Genomic DNA, 17117 nt, shown 5'->3' with positions numbered 1-17117 from the left:
CCGCGCGTCAGCGGATCGGCGGCGCGTACATGATGCCGCCCTTGTTCCACAGCTTGTTCAGGCCGCGGGCGATCTCGAGCTTGGAGCCGGCGCCGACGTTACGCTCGAACGACTCGCCGTAATTGCCGGTCGCCTTGATGATGCGCGCGACCCAATCCTTGCTCAGGCCGAGCTGTTCGCCGAGATTGCCGTCGGTGCCGAACACGCGCTTTAGCTCCGGCTTATCCGATTTGGCCATCTCGGCGACGTTGCTGCGGGTGACGCCGAGTTCCTCGGCGTTGATCATCGCGAACAGCGTCCACTTGACCACGTCGAACCACTGGTCGTCGCCGTGGCGGACCAACGGTCCGAGCGGCTCCTTCGAGATCACTTCCGGCAGCACAACGTGGTCGGCCGGCGCCGTCAGTTTCAGCCGCTGGGCGTAGAGCTGGGAGACGTCCGAGGTGAACACGTCGCAGCGGCCGGATTCATAGGCCTTGATCGCCTCGTCGGCGTTGGCGAAGGCGATCACCTCGTACTTCATGTTGTTGCCCTTGAAGTAGTCGGCGACGTTCTGCTCGTTGGTGGTGCCGGTCTGCACGCAGATCGAGGCGCTGTTGAGCTCGAGCGCGGAATTGACCTTGAGGGCTTTCTTGATCAGGAACCCCTGCCCGTCGTAATAGCTGACGCCGGCGAAGTTGACGCCGAGCGAGGTGTCGCGCGACAGCGTCCAGGTGGTGTTGCGCGACAGCACGTCGATCTCGCCGGACTGCAGCGCGGTGAAGCGGTCCTTGGCCGACAGCGGCACGAATTTCACCTTGCTCGGATCGTCGAAGATCGCCGCCGCGATGCCGCGGCAGACGTCGACATCGAGACCGGTCCAGTTGCCCTTGTCGTCCGGCGCCGAGAATCCAGGCAGGCCCTGGCTGACGCCGCAGGACAGGATCCCGCGGTCCTTGACGGTTTTGAGCGTCTGCGCGCCCGCGCTCTGGGCCGCGAAGCAGGCGGCGACGGCGATGGCGGCAACGAGGGATACGCGTTTCATCGAAAAACCTTTCAAGGAATGTGCTGCCGCGTCGATCGGCGTTGGAAGTGACGGTGCGTTGCTGCGGCGCTTGCGGCACGAGCAGCCGGTCGATCCGCGCAACGTGCCGGCATCGCCATCGCTGCGGCTCCGTGAGGAATGACCCCGGGTCGACATCTACGCGAGTCCCTCCGCACGGCGTCCAGACGGCTCGTCGCATCACACAACGAGTTGGACGCCGGGTCAAGGGGTTGACGGCCGTCTTCCCAAGCCTGCTATTAGGCAAATCGTTCGGCAGCCGCCGCGCCGCTCAGTGCGCGATCACGATGGCGGCTATTTCATCAGCGAGCCAATATGGACTCTTCCGATCACGGCGGAACAGCATCGCCGCTCAGCCCGCAGACCCGGCTGGTCACCTCGGGCCGCGACACCAAGGCGCAGAAGGGCTTCGTCAATCCGCCGGTGGTGCGCGGCTCGACGGTGCTGTATCCGACCGCCGAAGACCTGCACGCCCATCGCGGCGAGTATTCGTATGGACGTCACGGCACGCCGACCACCAGGGCGCTGCAGCAGGCGCTGATGGCGCTGGAAGGTCCGCAATGCGCCGGCGTCGGCCTGGCGCCGTCGGGCGTCTCGGCGATCTCGACCGCCCTGCTCGCGGTGCTGAAAGCCGGCGACCATGTCCTGGTGTGCGACAACGCCTATCGCCCGACGCGGCTGTTCTGCGACCAGATGCTGAAGCGTTTCGGCGTCGAAACCAGCTATTTCGATCCGCTGGTCGGTGCCGGAATCGCCGCGCACCTGAAGCCCAATACGGCCGTGGTGATGGTCGAGGCGCCCGGCTCGCAGTCCTTCGAAATGCCCGACATTCCGGCGATCGCCGAGGTCGCTCATACGCATGGCGCGCTGGTGATCGACGACAACACCTGGGCGACGCCGCTGTATCACCGCTCGCTCGATCAGGGCGTCGACATCTCGATCCAGGCCGGCACCAAATATATCGGCGGCCATTCCGACATCATGTTCGGCACCATCGCCGCCAACGCCAGAACATGGCCACAGGTGGCCGAGGGGATTCGCCAGCTCGGCGTCTGCGCCGGGCCGGACGACGTGTTCCTGGCGCTGCGCGGCCTGCGCACGCTGGCGGTGCGGCTGGCGCAGCATCAGCAATCGGGACTGGAGATGGCGCGCTGGCTCGGCGAGCGGCCCGAGGTGCAGCGCGTGCTGCACCCGGCGCTGGAGAGCGACCCGGGACACGCGATCTGGAAGCGCGATTTCACCGGCGCGTCCGGCCTGTTCTCGATCGTCCTGCAGCCTGCGCCGCAGAAGGCGGTCGACGCGTTGCTCGACACCGTCAAGCTGTTCGGGATGGGCTATTCATGGGGCGGTTTCGAGAGCCTGGCGATCCCGTTCGACTGCGCGACCTACCGCAGCGCGACCAAATGGAATCCGGGCGGGCCGACGCTGCGGCTGCATATCGGCCTGGAGAGCGTCGATGATCTGAAGGCCGATCTGGAACGCGGCTTCGCGGCGTTCAACGCCGCGCGGTGATTGTCGACAGTTCGGTCTGACGCGTCATCCCGGCAGCCTGATCGAACGCGCGACGATTGAGATCGGCGACAACCTCTCCCCGTCATGGCCGGCCTTGTGCCGGCCATCCACGCCTTGAGGCGCGGCTTGCGAGAAGGACGTGGATGGCCGGGACGAGCCCAGCCATGACGAACTCAAATGTCGGAACGCCTGCCCCGCAAGCGCTCAGTTCGGCAGGCTCTCCGAGCCTTTCGAATGGTTCTTGATGATCAGCATGATGTTGCGGATGTAGATGACGGTCGCCATCGACTGGCCGAGAATGATCACCGGCTCGCGTTTGGCGATGCCGTAGACCAGCGTCATCAGCCCGCCGCCCATCGAGAAGAACCAGAACGCCATCGGCACCACGCTCTTGCCGGCGCGCTCGCTGGAGATCCACTGCACCACGAAACGCGCGGTGAACAGCAATTGCGCGACCAGGCCGAAGGCGAGCCAGAAATCGAACTTGGCGACGAACACGTCGTAAAGATAATCGCCCAGAGCCTGCCCGTATTGAATCAGCATTCGTTCACCTCGGTCGCGGCTGGCACGGCCTTCTTGCGGCGGATCAGCCACCAGACGCCGGCGAGATCCATCAGCCCGACCCACAGCCGGTCGAAGAAGCCGTAATTGGAAACGCCCGACAGCCGCGGCCGGTCGGCGACGTCGACAAAAACGATGTCGTAGCCTTCCCGGCGCACCAGCGCCGGCAGGAAACGATGCAAGCCATCGAAATACGGCAGGGCCAAGAACACCTCGCGGCGGAACGCCTTCAGGCCGCAACCGGAATCGCGAGTGCCGTCGCGCAGGATGGCGTCACGCACCTTGTTGGCGACGCGGGACTGCAGCTTCTTGAAGCCGGTGTCCTTGCGGCCGACGCGCTGGCCGGCGGCCAGGCCGGAGCGCTCGCCGCCGTGTTCCAGCGCCTTGATCAGGTCGGGTATGAAGGCCGGATTGTTCTGGCCGTCGCCGTCGAGCGTCGCCACGATCGCGCCGCGCGCGGCACGGACGCCGGTGCGCACCGCCGCCGACTGACCGCAGGATTTGGCGTGCCTGATCTGGCGCAGATTGGCGCGCTCGCGCCGCAGCGCCGCAAGACGCTGCGGCGTGGCGTCGGTCGAGCCGTCGTCGACATAGACGATCTCGTAGACCCAGCGCCCGTCCAACGCCGCGGCGATCTCGGCGATCAGCGGGGCGACATTGTCGGCCTCGTTACGCACCGGCACCACAATGGACACCGCGGGCGGCGTACTGGAGTCTGGCATGGTTTCAGGCATGGTTCGGAACAATCCGGGGGCCGTCGGGAACTTGCGGCCGGGGCGCAGGCCGGCGCGACCGCTTCTGATGGGGCCAAGGCTTAGGGGGTCAAGGCTTATGGGGCCAAGGCGTCGCGGGCAACCCCTTTGACGCGGTCCCAGGACGGCCCGGGCAGCGGGTCGATGGTGCCGTCGGGGCGGATCGTGAACGCCAGCCGCCGGGCCGCGAACCAATAGCGCACCGCGAGCGCGCCGAGCAATCCAATCAGCGCCCCGGCGACGACGTCGCTGGGATGGTGCGCCAGCAGCACCAGGCGGGTGATCGCGATCGTCACCGTATAAACGATCATCACACCGGTCAGGCGCGGCCACAGCGCCGAGACCGCGAAAGCCAGCGCCGCGGCGGTGATGGTGTGCCCCGAGGGGATGCTCGCATAGGCTTCGCTCCAGGCGAACCAGGTGAAATTGAACGGATCGGCGGAGCCGCCGACGAACGGTCGGCCGCGGCCGACGATGCCTTTGAGCACCTCGCCAGCGAGCACCGGCACCAGAACCGCAAGGAAGACGTACTGAACGCGGGTGCCGATCCCGATCAGAACCGCGCGGGAAGCCCCCTGCAGCCGTGGCAGCAGCAGCCATAAAGCCACCAGCAAAGCCGCCAGCGTCCACAGCACGTAGCGCGACTTGGCGAAGTCGGTCAGGATCCTCACCGGCCACAGCGAAGCCGTGCCACGCGTCGGCATCAGTCCGATCCAGACGGCATCGACGGCGAACATCAGCAGCACGGTCGCGACCGACGCGAGCGCCGTCAGCGCCAGGATCGACCGCGCGCCGCGGCGGGCGGCGGCGGCGCGGCGCGAATGCGACGGCGTGCGCATCAGCCGCGCCAATGCCTGCCTCAGAACGGCACCCAGTTCGGCCGGATAGCCGGTCGCCATGTTACTGCGTGCCTTCGGATCGGAAGATCGCGATCGAGACCGGTTTGCCCTGGGAGAAGTTGTAGCCGTCGATCCGCGTCGCCACGTTGTAGCGCAGCCCGATCGCCTCGGCCCGCTGCGCGAAGGCGCGCTCGCTGCGGGCTTCCACCAGTGCGAAGCGGCAACTGCCCCCGAGCAGGAAGTCGGCGGCGCCGGAGCCGTCGGTGAGCAGCGTGTCGGTGCCGGTCATGAACACCAGGCTCGGCTCGTGATAGCCGACCGCGGCGGCCTTTGGCCCGACGCACACCACCTTGCGCAGCGCCTGCGCGATCTCGACGCTGGGGAACACCGGCCGCAGCGTCGGCACCACGACGCCGAGCGTCGCGGTGATCAGAAACAGCGACGCCAGCGACGCGTTGAGCAGCGACGCCTCGGCGCGATTCTCATCGAACAGCCGCCACGCGAACAGCCCGAAGATCAGCGATGCTGCGACGAACGGCCAGGCGAAGAACGCCGGCTGCCGCGTCAGAACGATCGCGCCGATGATCGCGATCGACAGCACCACCACCGGGATCGCGAACCACCAGGCCGCGCCGCGCGTCAGCCAGGAGCGCGACAGCACGCTGCGCTCGATTGCGCCCGCGGTCATGATCGCGATCGCCGGATACAGCGGCAGCACGTAGTGCGGCAGCTTGGTGATGACGATCTCGAACACGATCCAGGACGGGATCAGCCACGCCAGCAGGAACTGCGCGCCGGGTTCGCGCCGCGCCCGCCAGATCGCCGGCGCCGCCATCGCGGCGAGCGGCGCGCCGGGCCAGAACGTCACCCAGAACAGCAGGAAATACAGGCCCGGCGGCGCGCCGTGGGATTCCTTCGGGCTGGCGATCTTGCTCAGCATGTCGCCGCCGACCGAGTCGGCGAAGAACGTGTCGCCGGCGCGCAGGAAGATCGCGATGAACCACGGCAGCACCAGCAGCAGCATCCACGGCACGCCCGCCAGCGGCTTCAGCCGCCAAAGCCAACCCACCGAGCGATCGAGGATCGCAAGCGGGATCACGGTCAACGCGATGAACATCAGGATCAGCGGACCCTTGAGCAGGATGCCCGCGGCGACCGCGGTCCAGAACACCGCCGCCGCCACCCATGAATTGGTGCGGTCGTCGCCGCGCTGCCAGGCGAGATAGATGTGCGCCATCGCGCCCAAGGCGGCGGTGACGGTGAACAGCAGGAACGCGTCGGTCTTGGCCAGCCGCGCCTCGACGCCGAGCAGGATCGAACTGCACAACAGCAGACCCGCGACGACGGCGCCTCGCCGCCCGATGAAGGCCAGCGCCGCCCAATAGGTCATCAGCACCGCACCGATCGCGCCGGCCATCGACGGCACGCGGTACAGCCAGATCCGGACCTGGGCGCGCGGCAGGCCGAGTTTCGATGCGGTCTCGACCACTGCCGCTTGAAGCCAGTAGATCCCGACCGGCTTCTTGTAGCGAACCTCGTCCTGGAAGCGGATGTCGACGAAGTCGCCGGTCTCGACCATCTGCTTGGTGGCCTGCGCGAAGCGGGCCTCGTCGCGGTCGATCGGCGGGATGTTGAAGAAGCCCGGCAGGAAGAACACCAGCCCGACCAGCGCCAGAAAGATCACGGCGCGAAAGTGGCTGACGGACACGAAATCCAGCACGGCCACCAGCCCGCGGCCGGGGTCGATGGCGTTTTTTGGCTCGCGGGGGGCGCCGAAGCGGCGTGCTGCAGAGGTCTCGATCATCGGTTTCGCATACGCTGAAACCAATAGCCGGACAACCACTTGGCCGGGCTGCTACTGGATTCTCACCACGACTGTTGCTGCCGCGCCGACCGCGTCCATCACGGTGAGGCGGACGAAGCCGGGACCGGGCGGCGCGATCAGCCGCTGACGCCGGCCGTCGATCTCGCCGGCCGACAGGCCGTTGACCATCACCGTCATCGGCAGCACGCCGCCCGAGACCTTGACCGGCAGCGCGCCGGTCGCGGCCTGGCTGAGCGCGTCGATCCGCGAGCCGTTCAGCGGAAACTGGATCTTCAACGCCTGCTCGTTGCCGGCGCGGACCAGGTCACCCGCGGGCCGGAAGCGGCGCAGCGGCAGCGGCAACTGGGCGTTGCCGGCGGTGAGCGTGCCGCGGGGGGGCTTGGGGAGCGCGGCGCGCAGATGCCCGGTGCGCGCAAATGCGTCGAACAGCACCGGCGCGGCGGCGACCCGGCCGATCAGCCCGGGCACCGGCGCGCCGTCGGGCCGGCCGACCCAGACGCCGATCGTGAACTTGCCGTCGAAGCCCACCGACCAGGCGTCGCGATAGCCGTAGGACGTCCCGGTCTTGAACGCGATCTGGTTGCGGGCGGCGTTTTCCGGCGGCGGGGTGCCGAGCAGGACGTTGCCGACCTGCCAGGCCGCGACCTTATCCAGCAGACGCAAAGTCTCGCGTTCACCATTGGAATCACTGGCGATCTCCCGCAGCGGCAGCACACTGCCGAGGCGCGCGACACCGCTGAAGAGCTGCACCAGATCGGTCAGCCGGACGCCGACGCCGCCGAGGCCCATCGCCAGCCCGGGCGCTTCGTCCTTCGGCAGCACCAGCCCGACTCCGGCCTGTTTCAGCCGCGACGCCAGCCGGCTGGCGCCGACCCGGTCGAGCAGCTCGATCGCCGGGACGTTGAGCGACAGTTGCAGCGCTTTGCGTACCGACACCGTACCCTGGAACGTCATGTCGAAATTCTCCGGCGCATAGGCGCCGTAGCGGACCGGCCGGTCGTCGATCAGGCTCTCCGGGTGGACGAAGCCGTCCTCGAAGGCGAGCCCGTAGATGAACGGCTTCAGCGTCGAGCCGGGCGAGCGCACCGCGCGGGTCATGTCGACCTGCCCGGCGCGGCGCTCGTCGAAATAGTCGGCCGAGCCGACATGGGCCACTACGTCGCCGGTCTCGTTATCCACCGCGACGATGCCGATCGAGATGTCGGGACCGAGCGCGACCGCGCGATCGCGCGCCAGCGCTTCGAGCGCGCGCTGGATGCCCGCATCGAGTGTCAGCCGGATCAACGGCGCGTCCTTGACGATCGCAGTCGCCTGGTCGGCGGAATGCGGCGCCAGGATCGGCATCGGCTTGCGCTGGCGAATGACGGGCACCGCCCTCGCCTGCGCGGCGTCCTCGGCGCTGACGACGCCGTCCTCGACCATGCGCGCCAGCACCCGATCGCGCGCCGCCTGCGCCGCCGCCGGATGGCGGTCAAGCCGCCGGGTCTCCGGCGACTGCGGCAGCGCCACCAGCAGCGCGGATTCCGCGAGCGTCAGCCGCTTCGGCTCCTTGCCGAAATAGGCGATCGACGCGGCGCGGATGCCTTCGAGATTGCCGCCATACGGCGCCAGCGCCAGATACAGATCGAGGATCTGCGGCTTGCTCAGCTTCCACTCCAGTTCGATGGCGCGAACCATCTGGCGCAGCTTGGCGTGGAGCGAGCGCTCGCGCCGCGGCTCCATCAGCCGCGCGAGCTGCATGGTGATGGTCGATCCGCCGGAGACGATGTGTCCGTGAGTGACGAGTTGCAGCGCGGCGCGGCCGATCGCCCAAGGATCGACGCCCTGGTGCGACCAGAACCGCTTGTCCTCATAGGCGATGAGCTGCGCGAGATAGCGCGGATCGACCTGCGTCTGCGCATCGACCGGCAGCCGCCAGCGCCCGTCCGCCATCGCATAAGCGCGCAACAGCTTGCCGTGGCGATCGACCACGCTGACGGAGGTCTTGCGCGCCTCGTCGAGCGGCAGCGGACCGAGCGAAGCAATGTAGGCGGCGAGGCCGCCGATCGACACGACGACTAAGATGGCAGCTACAATTGCCGCCGTCTGAATGAGCGACCGCCCTCTCCGCACGTCATGGCCGGGCTTGTCCCGGCCATCCACGTCTTTCTCCGCCGACACGCTGTTCGTGGATGCCCGGGACAAGCCCGGGCATGACGAGAGTTGGCTATTTAGGTCGGCGCTCATTTCGCCTTAGTCACCTCGACGCTGCCGGTGCCGGTGCGGCCGTAGCGCGAGGGGTTGTACATGTCCTCGACGGTGGCCTGCGGCAGCACATATTTGCCGGGCGACACCGCGCGGACGATGTAGGCCACGGTGAACACCGCCTTGTCCTCGGTGCGACGGTCGATCGCGGCGGTGAAGCGGTCGTCGCGGAACTCGGTGTTGACCGGCTCCTGGCCGTTTTCGATCCAGTCCAGCGTGCCGCTATCGCCCGACGACACCAGATGCGGATTGTCGATCTCGAGGCCGGCGGGCAGATAGTCCGCGATCATCACATGGGCGAATTCCGGCTTTGCCTCGGTGACCGTCAGCACCACCGCGAAGCGATCGTTCTGCTTCGCCTTGCTGATGTCGGCCGGCTCGCCACTGAGCGTGAAGTAGTTGCGCTCGATCTTGAAGCCGTTGCTGGCGGCGGGCTCCGGCGTCACCGGCGAACCGCTGACGGTGACCACCGCCTGCACCGGCGCGTCGCCGGTGTTGGCGATCCTGACCGGCTGGCCGCGCACCTCGTCGGCCTTGTAGCTGCGATACAACGCGGTCTTCACCGCGCTGCCGTTGATGTCGAGGCTGATCGCTTCCTTGGCGAGCGCGCGCGCCGCCAGCACGAGCCACGCGTTCTCCTGCGTCGAGGTGTAGGGCGTCAGTCCCCTCGCCGCTTCGACGCGCTGCACGGCGGTCGACAGTGTCGCCTTCGGCGCGTTGCCTTCGCTGGCGAGCGAGACCAGCGCCGCGGCGTCGCGCAGCGCCGAGCCGTAGTCGACGCGGCCGAACTGGATCACCGGTTTCGGCGCGAGGTCGCCGGCTGCCGCCGCATAGACCCGCTCGGCGCGGGTGCGGTCGCCGACCAGCGCCAGCGCCGCGGCGAGCTGCGCCTTGGCGATCGGCGTCGCCAGTTTGTCGAGCTTGGTGTCGGCGAGATAGCGCAGATCGCCGATCGGGGCCGCGCCGTTGCGGGCCAGCACATACAGCCCGTAAGCGAGATTGCGGCCGCCGTCCTTTTCCGGCTCCTCGGCGTTCACCACAGCATTGCGGATGCGGTCGAGCGCGCTGCGGAACGCGACGTCGGGGACGACGAAGTTCTTCTCGCGCGCCCGCGTCAGGAAGTCGGCCACGTAAGCATCGAGCCAGGGATCGTCGCCGCCCGACGACCACATCCCGAACGAGCCGTTCGAGCCCTGCCGCGCCAGCAGCCGGTCGATCGAGGTCCTGATCCGTTCGTCGACGCCGGTATCCATCGCCAGATGCGCTCCGGCGGCGAGCTCGTTGACATAGAGCAGCGGCAGCGCGCGGCTGGCGATCTGCTCGGAGCAGCCGAACGGGTAGCGGTCGAGCGCCTTCAGAATGGTCGCGGCATCGAGCGCGGTCGACTGGCTGACCGACAGCGACACGCCGCCGGTGCCCGGCACCAGATCGGCGAACATGTCAGACGTCAGCGTCAGGCTCTCCTGCTTCGCCAGCGTGCGGATCGCGCGCCGCGCCAGGGTTTGGTTGGCAGGGCGGACGTCGAGCACATAGTGCCGCGCCAGCGCCAGCCCGTTCGGGCCGCTGATGGCGACGTCGAGCGCCGCCGTGCCGGCGCCGCCGGCCTCGACGGCGAGCGAGGCCGAGCCGCGCTGCTTGGCGGCGAGCTTCAGCGTGGTCGACGCGGGACCGGAGAGCTTCACCGGACCGGTCGCAGTGACCTTGATGGTGAAGTCGCCGGGCGCGCCTTCGACATTGTCGAGGTCGAGCGCCATGGTGCCGCGATCGCCGTTGCGCAGGAAGCGCGGCAGCGTCGTGGTCAGCACCACCGGGTCGCGCACCGTGACGTCGACATTGGCGCGGCCGACTTTGGTGGCGGTCCACGCCACCGCCATCACCCGCGCGGTGCCGGCGAATTCCGGAATGTCGAAGCTGATCTCGGCGGCGCCATCGGCGCCGACGGTGACGATGCCCGAATACAGCGCCAGCGGCTTCTGCGTCGGCGGGCTGCCCTGCAGCTCGGCGCCGGCACCGTCGCCGCCGGAGCGGATCTGGCCGCGGGTGCCCTGCATGCCGTCGATCAACTGGCCGTAGAGGTCGCGGACCTCCGAGGTCATGCGGCGCTGGCCGAGATAATAATCGTCCGGCGCCGGCGGCTTGTAGTTGGTCAGATTGAGAATGCCGACGTCGACCGCCGCGACCACGATCTTGGCGTCCTCGCCGGGCGCGAGACCGCCGATCCTGACCGGCAGTTTCAGCGTGGTCGACGGCCGCACCAGCGCCGGCGGCGACAGCGTCACCTGCAGCGTCCGCGCCTTCCTGTCGATCGAAATCCACTGCACGCCGATGGCGCGGCCGGGCATCCGTTGAGCTGCGGCGTCGAGCGGCCGGCGCAGCGTCGTCACCACATAGGCGCCGGTGCCCCAATCCTTGCCGACCGGAATCTTGACCTGCGTCGAGCCCTGCTTCACCGCCAGCGACTGCGTCGTCAGCAGCCGGTCGCCGAGCACGTTGACGGTCAGGAGGCCGGCGGTGCGCGCATTGACCGTCACCGTCATGCTCTCGCCGGAGGCGTATTCGGGCTTGTCGACGGAGGTCTCCAGCAGATCGGGCGTGTCGGCCGAGCCATCCGAATACCAGCCGACGTCGAACTGCACCGAGGTGACCGGGCCGTCGGCATCGGCGGTCTTGACGTCGAGCCGGTAGCGGCCGGTTTCGGGCTGGAACGACAATTGTCCGGGCTTGCCGGGCGCCACCGCAAGGTCGCCATCGGCGACCCGCTTGGTCGACTTCACCGGCTCGAAATCCCATGAGGAATTCTGCCGGTACCATTGATAATGCGATTCTATTTTCAGCAGCTCGTAGCGCAGCCCGGAGCGCGCCAGCGCGGTGCCGTCCGGGTCGACGAAGGCGACCTCGAACTTGGCGGCGTCGCCGTCGGCGACGTTCTTGTCGGCGAACAGCGGCTTGACGCCGATCATCGCCGCGGTCGGCGCGACCGGCAGCACCAGCTTGCGCTCGACGGCGCGGCCGCCGGCCTCGCGCATCCGGATGAAGATCTGCGCCTCCTGCGGCCGGGTCGACGACGGCGGCTTCGCGAGACTCAGCGGGAAGGTCGCGCTGCCATTGTCGTCGGCCTCGGGCAGGTTCTCCAGCGGGGCGCGCTCGTTGCTGGTGGTCTCCTCGTCGGCGACGCCGAACTGGTAGCCGGGATAGCCCGGACGGCCTGCGGCCGGCGCGATCAGCAGGTCGCCTTCCAGCGCCAGCCCCGAGGCCGGCGCGCCGTATAGGAAGCGGCCGTCGACCTTCAGTTCCACAGGAGCATCAGCTTTGATCTGCTTGTCCTTGGTAGAAATATCGAATTCGATCCGGTCGGGGACGTAGTCTTCGACCATGAAGGTGGTTTCGCCGACGCTGGCGCCCTTCGGATCGGTGAAGGCTCGGACGCGCCAGGTCCCGGTCGGCACCGCCGAGTTCAGCGCCACCGACAGGCTGCGGCCACCGGCGCCCTGATCGGACAGCACGGCGCGGCGGAATTCGACGCCGTCCGGCCGCTCGATCACCAGCGTCATCGGGCCGCCGACGAGCGCGTTGCCCTGGCCATCGCGCAGCAGCGCGGTGAGATGCACGGTCTCGCCCGAGCGATAGACGCCGCGCTCGGCATAGACGAAGGCGTCGGCGCCGGCGGGCACCGCGCGGCCGGTGACGCCGCGGTCGGACAGGTCGAAGGCGTTGGATTTGAGGCTGAGGAAGGCGTAGTCGGCCTTCTCGCCGGTCACCGTCAGCAGCGCCGGCGACGCCCCGCCCTCGCCGCGCGACAGCCCCGCCTCGAACAGCACGTGGCCGCTGTCGTCCGTCTTGCGGGTGGCGAGGATCTCGTTGTTGCGGGCGATCAGCCGCACCTCGGCCTTCCCCACCGGATCGGTCGAGGCCAGCGAATTGACGAAGACATGGATACCGTCATTGCCGGAGAACGCGGTGACGCCGAGATCGGAGACGATGAACCATTGCGTCGCGAGCTGGCCGTCGTCGTCCGCATTGGCGACCGGCCCTTTCGGCGAAGCGGTCATCACATAGACGCCGGGCTGCAGGTCGCCGAGCACCTGATCCACCGCAAACGCCGTGGTGACGTCGGCATTCAGCGCCGCCGGCGCGGTGTCGAGTTCGCCCGACCACACCTTGGCGCCGCGCTGGCTGCCGAGATCGTCGAGCTGGTAGCGGCTCAGCGTGCGCTGGAAGTCGCTGTCGACCACGGTGTTGATCAGATTGCGGTCGCCGATCCGGAACACCTGCGCCGACACCGTCGGGGTGTTGACGCTGACCAGCGGGATGCCGCGCTGGCCGGTGCGCGGCAGCACATAGGCGCGGCCGGTGAAGCGCACCAGCGGCTTGCGGTCGCGGACATAGATGTTGAACTCGGCCGATTTCGGCAGCGTCTCCTTGACGGTCGACGGCAGCCCGGCGCGCAGATTGATGTTGTAGCGCTCGCCGTGCTTGAGCCCCTCGACGCAGAGCTGCTTGTCTTCGGAGGTCAGCGCCGGCTTGTCGGTCCCGGCCAGCGCCAGATACGGCGCGAAATCGGTGCGCTTGGCGAGGTCCTCGGAGAACTGGAAGCACGCCCGCGGCGAGGCCGAATCCGAGTCCACGGTATAATCGAGCAGTCGGAAGCCGTGATCGTCACGCAGCTTCTCGTACTGGCCGCGGACCTCGGCGACCTCGCGCAGGTCGAGCGACAGCCGCAGCGCATCCAGCGCCGGCCGCCACAGCCGCCGGTCCGCCATGGCGCGGCCGAGCACCGCCAGCGCCTCGGCCTCCTCGCCGGCATTGCCGGCGCGCTGATAGGCGAGATAGGCGGCGGTCGAGGCCCGCTCCAGCAGGAAGGTCCGTTCCGAGCTGGTCGGCGCCTTGATCTGGAACACGGTCTTGGCGAGCCGCAGCCAGTTGCTGCCGTCGGCCGGATCGACGGTGGCGATCTGGCCCATGATCTGCAGCCCGGTGCGGTAATCCCCGCGCTTGAAGGCGGCGTCGGCGTCGGTGCGCAGGCCCGCCGCCGGCTTGGCGATGGCGCCGGCCTCGCTCTTGATCTGGGCCTCGAGCTTGATCGCCGAATCCGCCAGATCGTCGCGTTTGAACGCCTTGTCGGCGGCCTGCGCGGTGGCCAGCCCGAGCGCCAGCGTGGCGCAAAGCGTGATGGCGCGAACCAAACCGATCATGTCGAACTCCCCTGCCGCGGACGTGCGCCGCGTTCCGAGACGAAAGCAAATGCCTGAAACAAATGCCTGAAAATGACGCGCCGATGGCCCCGCGTCCGCACCGCCGGGCGCCGCAGCCTAGCCGGATGACCGTGACGGTCCAATGTCTGCCGTCCGGTGTCTTGTTTCGGGTCCATCAGATTCGCATCTTCGCGCGCCGGCGCGCCGAACACAACGCGCCGCCCCCCTTGGACGGCCGATCTCCGCAATTGGTTCGAGGCGGTTGCCGCGGAAGCGGATTTTTTGTATCGGCGGTGCTAGAACGCCCCCGACGGTCCCATAGCTCAACTGGATAGAGTAGCGGATTTCTACTCCGCGGGTTGCAGGTTCGAATCCTGCTGGGATCGCCAAACTTTTTATGGATGCGGAGTTATTCTCGATAATCTCTAAGGAGACGTGGCGACTCCTACTTGGATTATTCGAAAGGATCCTCGCGAGGACAAGTGACGTTGTTCGTCATCCTAGACGAATCTCTCGGTGCTAAGGCCGCAGTGAGGAGAGCCAAAACTCTCTACTGGACCAGACGAATTGCTGTGAATCTGTCATTGCTGGCACCGACTGATTCGGCTTCGATGTCGGGCAGCTTCCAAGATCCGAATCTCTATTTGAACAATCACATTGTATCACGTTGCCGCTTTGCGTTCCTAACAGCTGAAATCTGGAATGCATTGGCTACAGCCAACGCAAGAACGTAGCCAAACAGCATTCATCTGGGGCTATCCATATGGCTATTGATGGACCAAACACATTTCGAGGAAAATGGTCGCGCGCTGGGGTACCGCACAAAGGTTGGAGCTGCATCAACTTGGAGGATTTGGGAGAACCCTCGATGCAATGCGAAATGTGCGAATCCAGCGAGATTCGATACGTTCACTACATGCAGCACCCTAACTATCCGGCTGTCTTAGCGTGTGGGGTCGTCTGCGCCGGCCATATGGAAGAGGACATTGCTGGCGCATCAAGCCGCGAACATTCCCTTAGATCACTCGCTCGACGACGGGCCAATTTTCCAAGTCGCAAAGCTTGGTACTTAAATCGAAACGGCAGACCGCAAATCAAAATTGGACGGTTTACTGTTACGATGTTTCAGAAGCCTAATGGCTGGGGAGGAGTAGTGAATCATCCCAGGCTCACGAACGGCGCATTCACGCGGGAGCGCTTCCCTGATCTCCAAAGCGCCCAAAAAGCAGCGTTTGACACTCTGTCGTTTTTAGAACAGCAACTTTAGCGATTCAACCAGTTTGTGGAGGTACTGATGGGAGGCAGCGGACGCTTCTATATCAGCGGAAACTATATCTATGGCCCAAAGGACAGCGGACGATTCTATATTGCTAATGGATACATTTACGGCCCCCGCAATAGCGGAAAATTCTACATCGCCAACGGGTATATTTACGGACCAAGATCGTCGGGAAGATGGTACATCGCCAATGACTACCTTTATTCCTCTTCAACGAGCGACGAACACCCACCATTCATGGACGATTGAAGTCTGCGCGCAACGATCATCTTTGTGTCAAAAATACTCCCTTACATCTGCAATTCGTCATATTGATTGTTTTGATTGTTACGGGACCTCTCTACGCTATCTTTCGCCACGATAGCAGCATCAACTCACCGGCACCCTCGGCTTCCGCTTCCTCACCACCGGCGCAGCAACCACCGGCGCAGGCACCGGCTGCAGCGTCACCACCACCGGATTCGGCTTGTGATCCATCGCCGCCCCCGTCGCGGCGTCGACGCCCATGCCGACGACGCCGCCGAGCAGGATGTTGCCGGCGAAGCCCGCACCGCCGCCGCCGGAGATTTCGCGGGTCAGCGGGATGATCTGCGGCTCGTAGCCCTCTTTGCTGAGGCTGACGGTGATGTCGGCGTTGCGGTTGACCTCGACGACGCAGGGCGTGACGCAGGAAAACGGGGCATCGGTCCCTGCGACACTGGCCAGCGCGCCCGACGGCGTGCTCGCGATCGAGATGTTTTCGGTGGTGCCGCGCGTCACCGACGCGCAACCCGACAGCAGCAATGCGGCCGAAACCGCCCCAACCCATAACCGCATACTGATCCCCCTGTTTCCGGCGCACCAAAGCGCAACCTTTCAGAGGGAATTCAAGACGGTGCCGGCGGCGGAGGCCGCAGATGAGACGCAGGGTCAAAGGTCTTTCGCGTTCTCCACACCGCGGCCGTGCGCTGCGACGCGCAGGGACGACAGTTCTCCATCGTCCCGCCCTGGCCTCGCCCGCAACGGCGTGCCTCAGTCCAGCAGCCAGCGCAGCGAATGGCGCAGGCGCTTTGTGCCGTCGGTTTCGAACCAGCTTCCGTGGGCGAAGATCACGCGCTCCGGTGTCCATCCCAGCAGATGGCGCGCGGCGTCTTTGGTAGCGTCGCGCTGCCGGTTCATGGCGAAGCGATAATGCGCAGGCGCCATGCCGTCGGGCGCCGTCGCGCCCGCCAGCCACGCCAGCGGTCGCGCCACCGGGCCGAGCTTCGCGGGCTCGAGGTTCTCGACGAAATCGGTCAGGATCAGCGTCCTGGTGGGGCGATGGAAGAACGCGACTTCGTTGACGCCGAAACCGCCGGTGATCAGCAACTGATCGAGATCGGCGGACCATGCGCCGGGCGGCGATTCGCCGAGGTCCTGGTCCAGCACCACGCCCGACTTGATGACCGGCGCGCGCGTTCGCAGGCCCGGGACGGCCCAGGTCTTCGCATCCGGACAACGGTCTGTCCAGCCCTTCAGGAACTGCCAGTGCGCGATGTTCGGCGCGACCAGATGCGCAATCGGCCCGAGACGCTCGATCGCGGCTTTCAGATCATCGGAATAGCTCGTCGGCGAATGCAGCCAGACCTCGCCCGAGGCCAGCCGGACCACGGTCATCCGCACCGGAACCTCCAGCCCCATTGCGCTGAGCGGCCCGCTGTCGACGATCCAGAGGTCTTCTCCGACCGGCTTCAATGTGTCGGTCGGCAAATACGCGACGGAGTTCGCTTCGGACATCGAATGCTCATTCTGCAGTGACGGGTGCGGCGGGATCGCAGCGCGCTGGCTCAAAGCCCGGGTGGACGCATTCGTTCCTGAATAGACCGCAGCGGCGCCGGAACAGCGTCGCCCTG

General features: G+C 66.7%; 10 protein-coding genes and 1 tRNA gene. 2 read left to right on the top strand and 9 right to left on the bottom strand.

What is annotated here, in order from left to right; genetic code table 11:
• Window positions 1-7: 7 nt before the first annotated feature.
• Complete coding sequence (locus SR870_RS05125; RefSeq protein WP_322516952.1) at window positions 8-1024, bottom strand: amino acid ABC transporter substrate-binding protein; 1017 nt, start codon at window positions 1022-1024, stop codon at window positions 8-10.
• 333 nt (window positions 1025-1357) lie between these two features.
• Here SR870_RS05125 and metC point away from each other — a divergent pair, with 333 nt between their 5' ends.
• A complete protein-coding gene (metC, locus tag SR870_RS05120; protein ID WP_322516951.1) occupies window positions 1358-2554 on the top strand; it encodes a cystathionine beta-lyase in 1197 nt (398 codons plus the stop codon).
• A gap of 204 nt (window positions 2555-2758) precedes the next feature.
• Here metC and SR870_RS05115 read toward each other — a convergent pair whose 3' ends face one another.
• The 6 genes from SR870_RS05115 to SR870_RS05090 form a co-directional block, all read right to left on the bottom strand.
• The gene (locus SR870_RS05115; protein ID WP_011441800.1) at window positions 2759-3097 is read right to left on the bottom strand and encodes a lipid-A-disaccharide synthase N-terminal domain-containing protein; all 339 of its coding nucleotides are present in this window, start codon (window positions 3095-3097) and stop codon (window positions 2759-2761) included.
• Complete coding sequence (locus tag SR870_RS05110) at window positions 3091-3849, bottom strand: glycosyltransferase family 2 protein (protein ID WP_322516950.1); 759 nt, start codon at window positions 3847-3849, stop codon at window positions 3091-3093. Before SR870_RS05110 ends, SR870_RS05115 begins: the two co-directional genes overlap by 7 nt.
• A gap of 95 nt (window positions 3850-3944) precedes the next feature.
• The gene (locus tag SR870_RS05105) at window positions 3945-4766 is read right to left on the bottom strand and encodes a phosphatase PAP2 family protein (RefSeq protein ID WP_322516949.1); all 822 of its coding nucleotides are present in this window, start codon (window positions 4764-4766) and stop codon (window positions 3945-3947) included.
• A gap of 1 nt (window position 4767) precedes the next feature.
• On the bottom strand, window positions 4768-6510 hold the full coding sequence (locus SR870_RS05100) for a glycosyltransferase family 39 protein (protein ID WP_322516948.1): 1743 nt from the start codon (window positions 6508-6510) through the stop codon (window positions 4768-4770).
• Between the two features lie 51 nt (window positions 6511-6561).
• On the bottom strand, window positions 6562-8757 hold the full coding sequence (gene pbpC, locus SR870_RS05095) for a penicillin-binding protein 1C (protein ID WP_322516947.1): 2196 nt from the start codon (window positions 8755-8757) through the stop codon (window positions 6562-6564).
• Window positions 8754-13967: an alpha-2-macroglobulin gene (locus SR870_RS05090; RefSeq protein ID WP_322516946.1), complete on the bottom strand. Its 5214-nt coding sequence runs from the start codon at window positions 13965-13967 to the stop codon at window positions 8754-8756. The genes pbpC and SR870_RS05090 overlap by 4 nt, the downstream gene beginning before the upstream one ends.
• A gap of 312 nt (window positions 13968-14279) precedes the next feature.
• Between SR870_RS05090 and SR870_RS05085 the strand changes: the two genes are divergently transcribed.
• Window positions 14280-14356: transfer RNA gene (locus SR870_RS05085), tRNA-Arg, on the top strand.
• 1259 nt (window positions 14357-15615) lie between these two features.
• Here the strand turns inward: SR870_RS05085 and SR870_RS05080 are convergent.
• Both SR870_RS05080 and SR870_RS05075 read right to left on the bottom strand, forming a co-directional pair.
• Window positions 15616-16062: a translation initiation factor 2 gene (locus tag SR870_RS05080; protein ID WP_322516945.1), complete on the bottom strand. Its 447-nt coding sequence runs from the start codon at window positions 16060-16062 to the stop codon at window positions 15616-15618.
• 195 nt (window positions 16063-16257) lie between these two features.
• On the bottom strand, window positions 16258-17001 hold the full coding sequence (locus SR870_RS05075; protein ID WP_322516944.1) for a DUF4336 domain-containing protein: 744 nt from the start codon (window positions 16999-17001) through the stop codon (window positions 16258-16260).
• Between the last annotated feature and the right edge of the window lie 116 nt (window positions 17002-17117).

The organism is Rhodopseudomonas palustris (assembly GCF_034479375.1).
Lineage (GTDB): Bacteria > Pseudomonadota > Alphaproteobacteria > Rhizobiales > Xanthobacteraceae > Rhodopseudomonas > Rhodopseudomonas palustris_M.
The sequence above is the reverse complement of the archived record's forward strand: the minus strand, read 5'-3'. Positions and strand labels throughout refer to the sequence as shown.

Bases quoted from the DNA above. Each gene is read 5' to 3' on its own strand.
- SR870_RS05125 (WP_322516952.1), bottom strand. From the start codon at position 1,024: ATGAAACGCGTATCCCTCGTTGCCGCCATCGCCGTCGCCGCCTGCTTC.
- metC (WP_322516951.1), top strand. From the start codon at position 1,358: ATGGACTCTTCCGATCACGGCGGAACAGCATCGCCGCTCAGCCCGCAG.
- SR870_RS05115 (WP_011441800.1), bottom strand. From the start codon at position 3,097: ATGCTGATTCAATACGGGCAGGCTCTGGGCGATTATCTTTACGACGTG.
- SR870_RS05110 (WP_322516950.1), bottom strand. From the start codon at position 3,849: ATGCCTGAAACCATGCCAGACTCCAGTACGCCGCCCGCGGTGTCCATT.
- SR870_RS05105 (WP_322516949.1), bottom strand. From the start codon at position 4,766: ATGGCGACCGGCTATCCGGCCGAACTGGGTGCCGTTCTGAGGCAGGCA.
- SR870_RS05100 (WP_322516948.1), bottom strand. From the start codon at position 6,510: ATGATCGAGACCTCTGCAGCACGCCGCTTCGGCGCCCCCCGCGAGCCA.
- pbpC (WP_322516947.1), bottom strand. From the start codon at position 8,757: ATGAGCGCCGACCTAAATAGCCAACTCTCGTCATGCCCGGGCTTGTCC.
- SR870_RS05090 (WP_322516946.1), bottom strand. From the start codon at position 13,967: ATGATCGGTTTGGTTCGCGCCATCACGCTTTGCGCCACGCTGGCGCTC.
- SR870_RS05080 (WP_322516945.1), bottom strand. From the start codon at position 16,062: ATGCGGTTATGGGTTGGGGCGGTTTCGGCCGCATTGCTGCTGTCGGGT.
- SR870_RS05075 (WP_322516944.1), bottom strand. From the start codon at position 17,001: ATGTCCGAAGCGAACTCCGTCGCGTATTTGCCGACCGACACATTGAAG.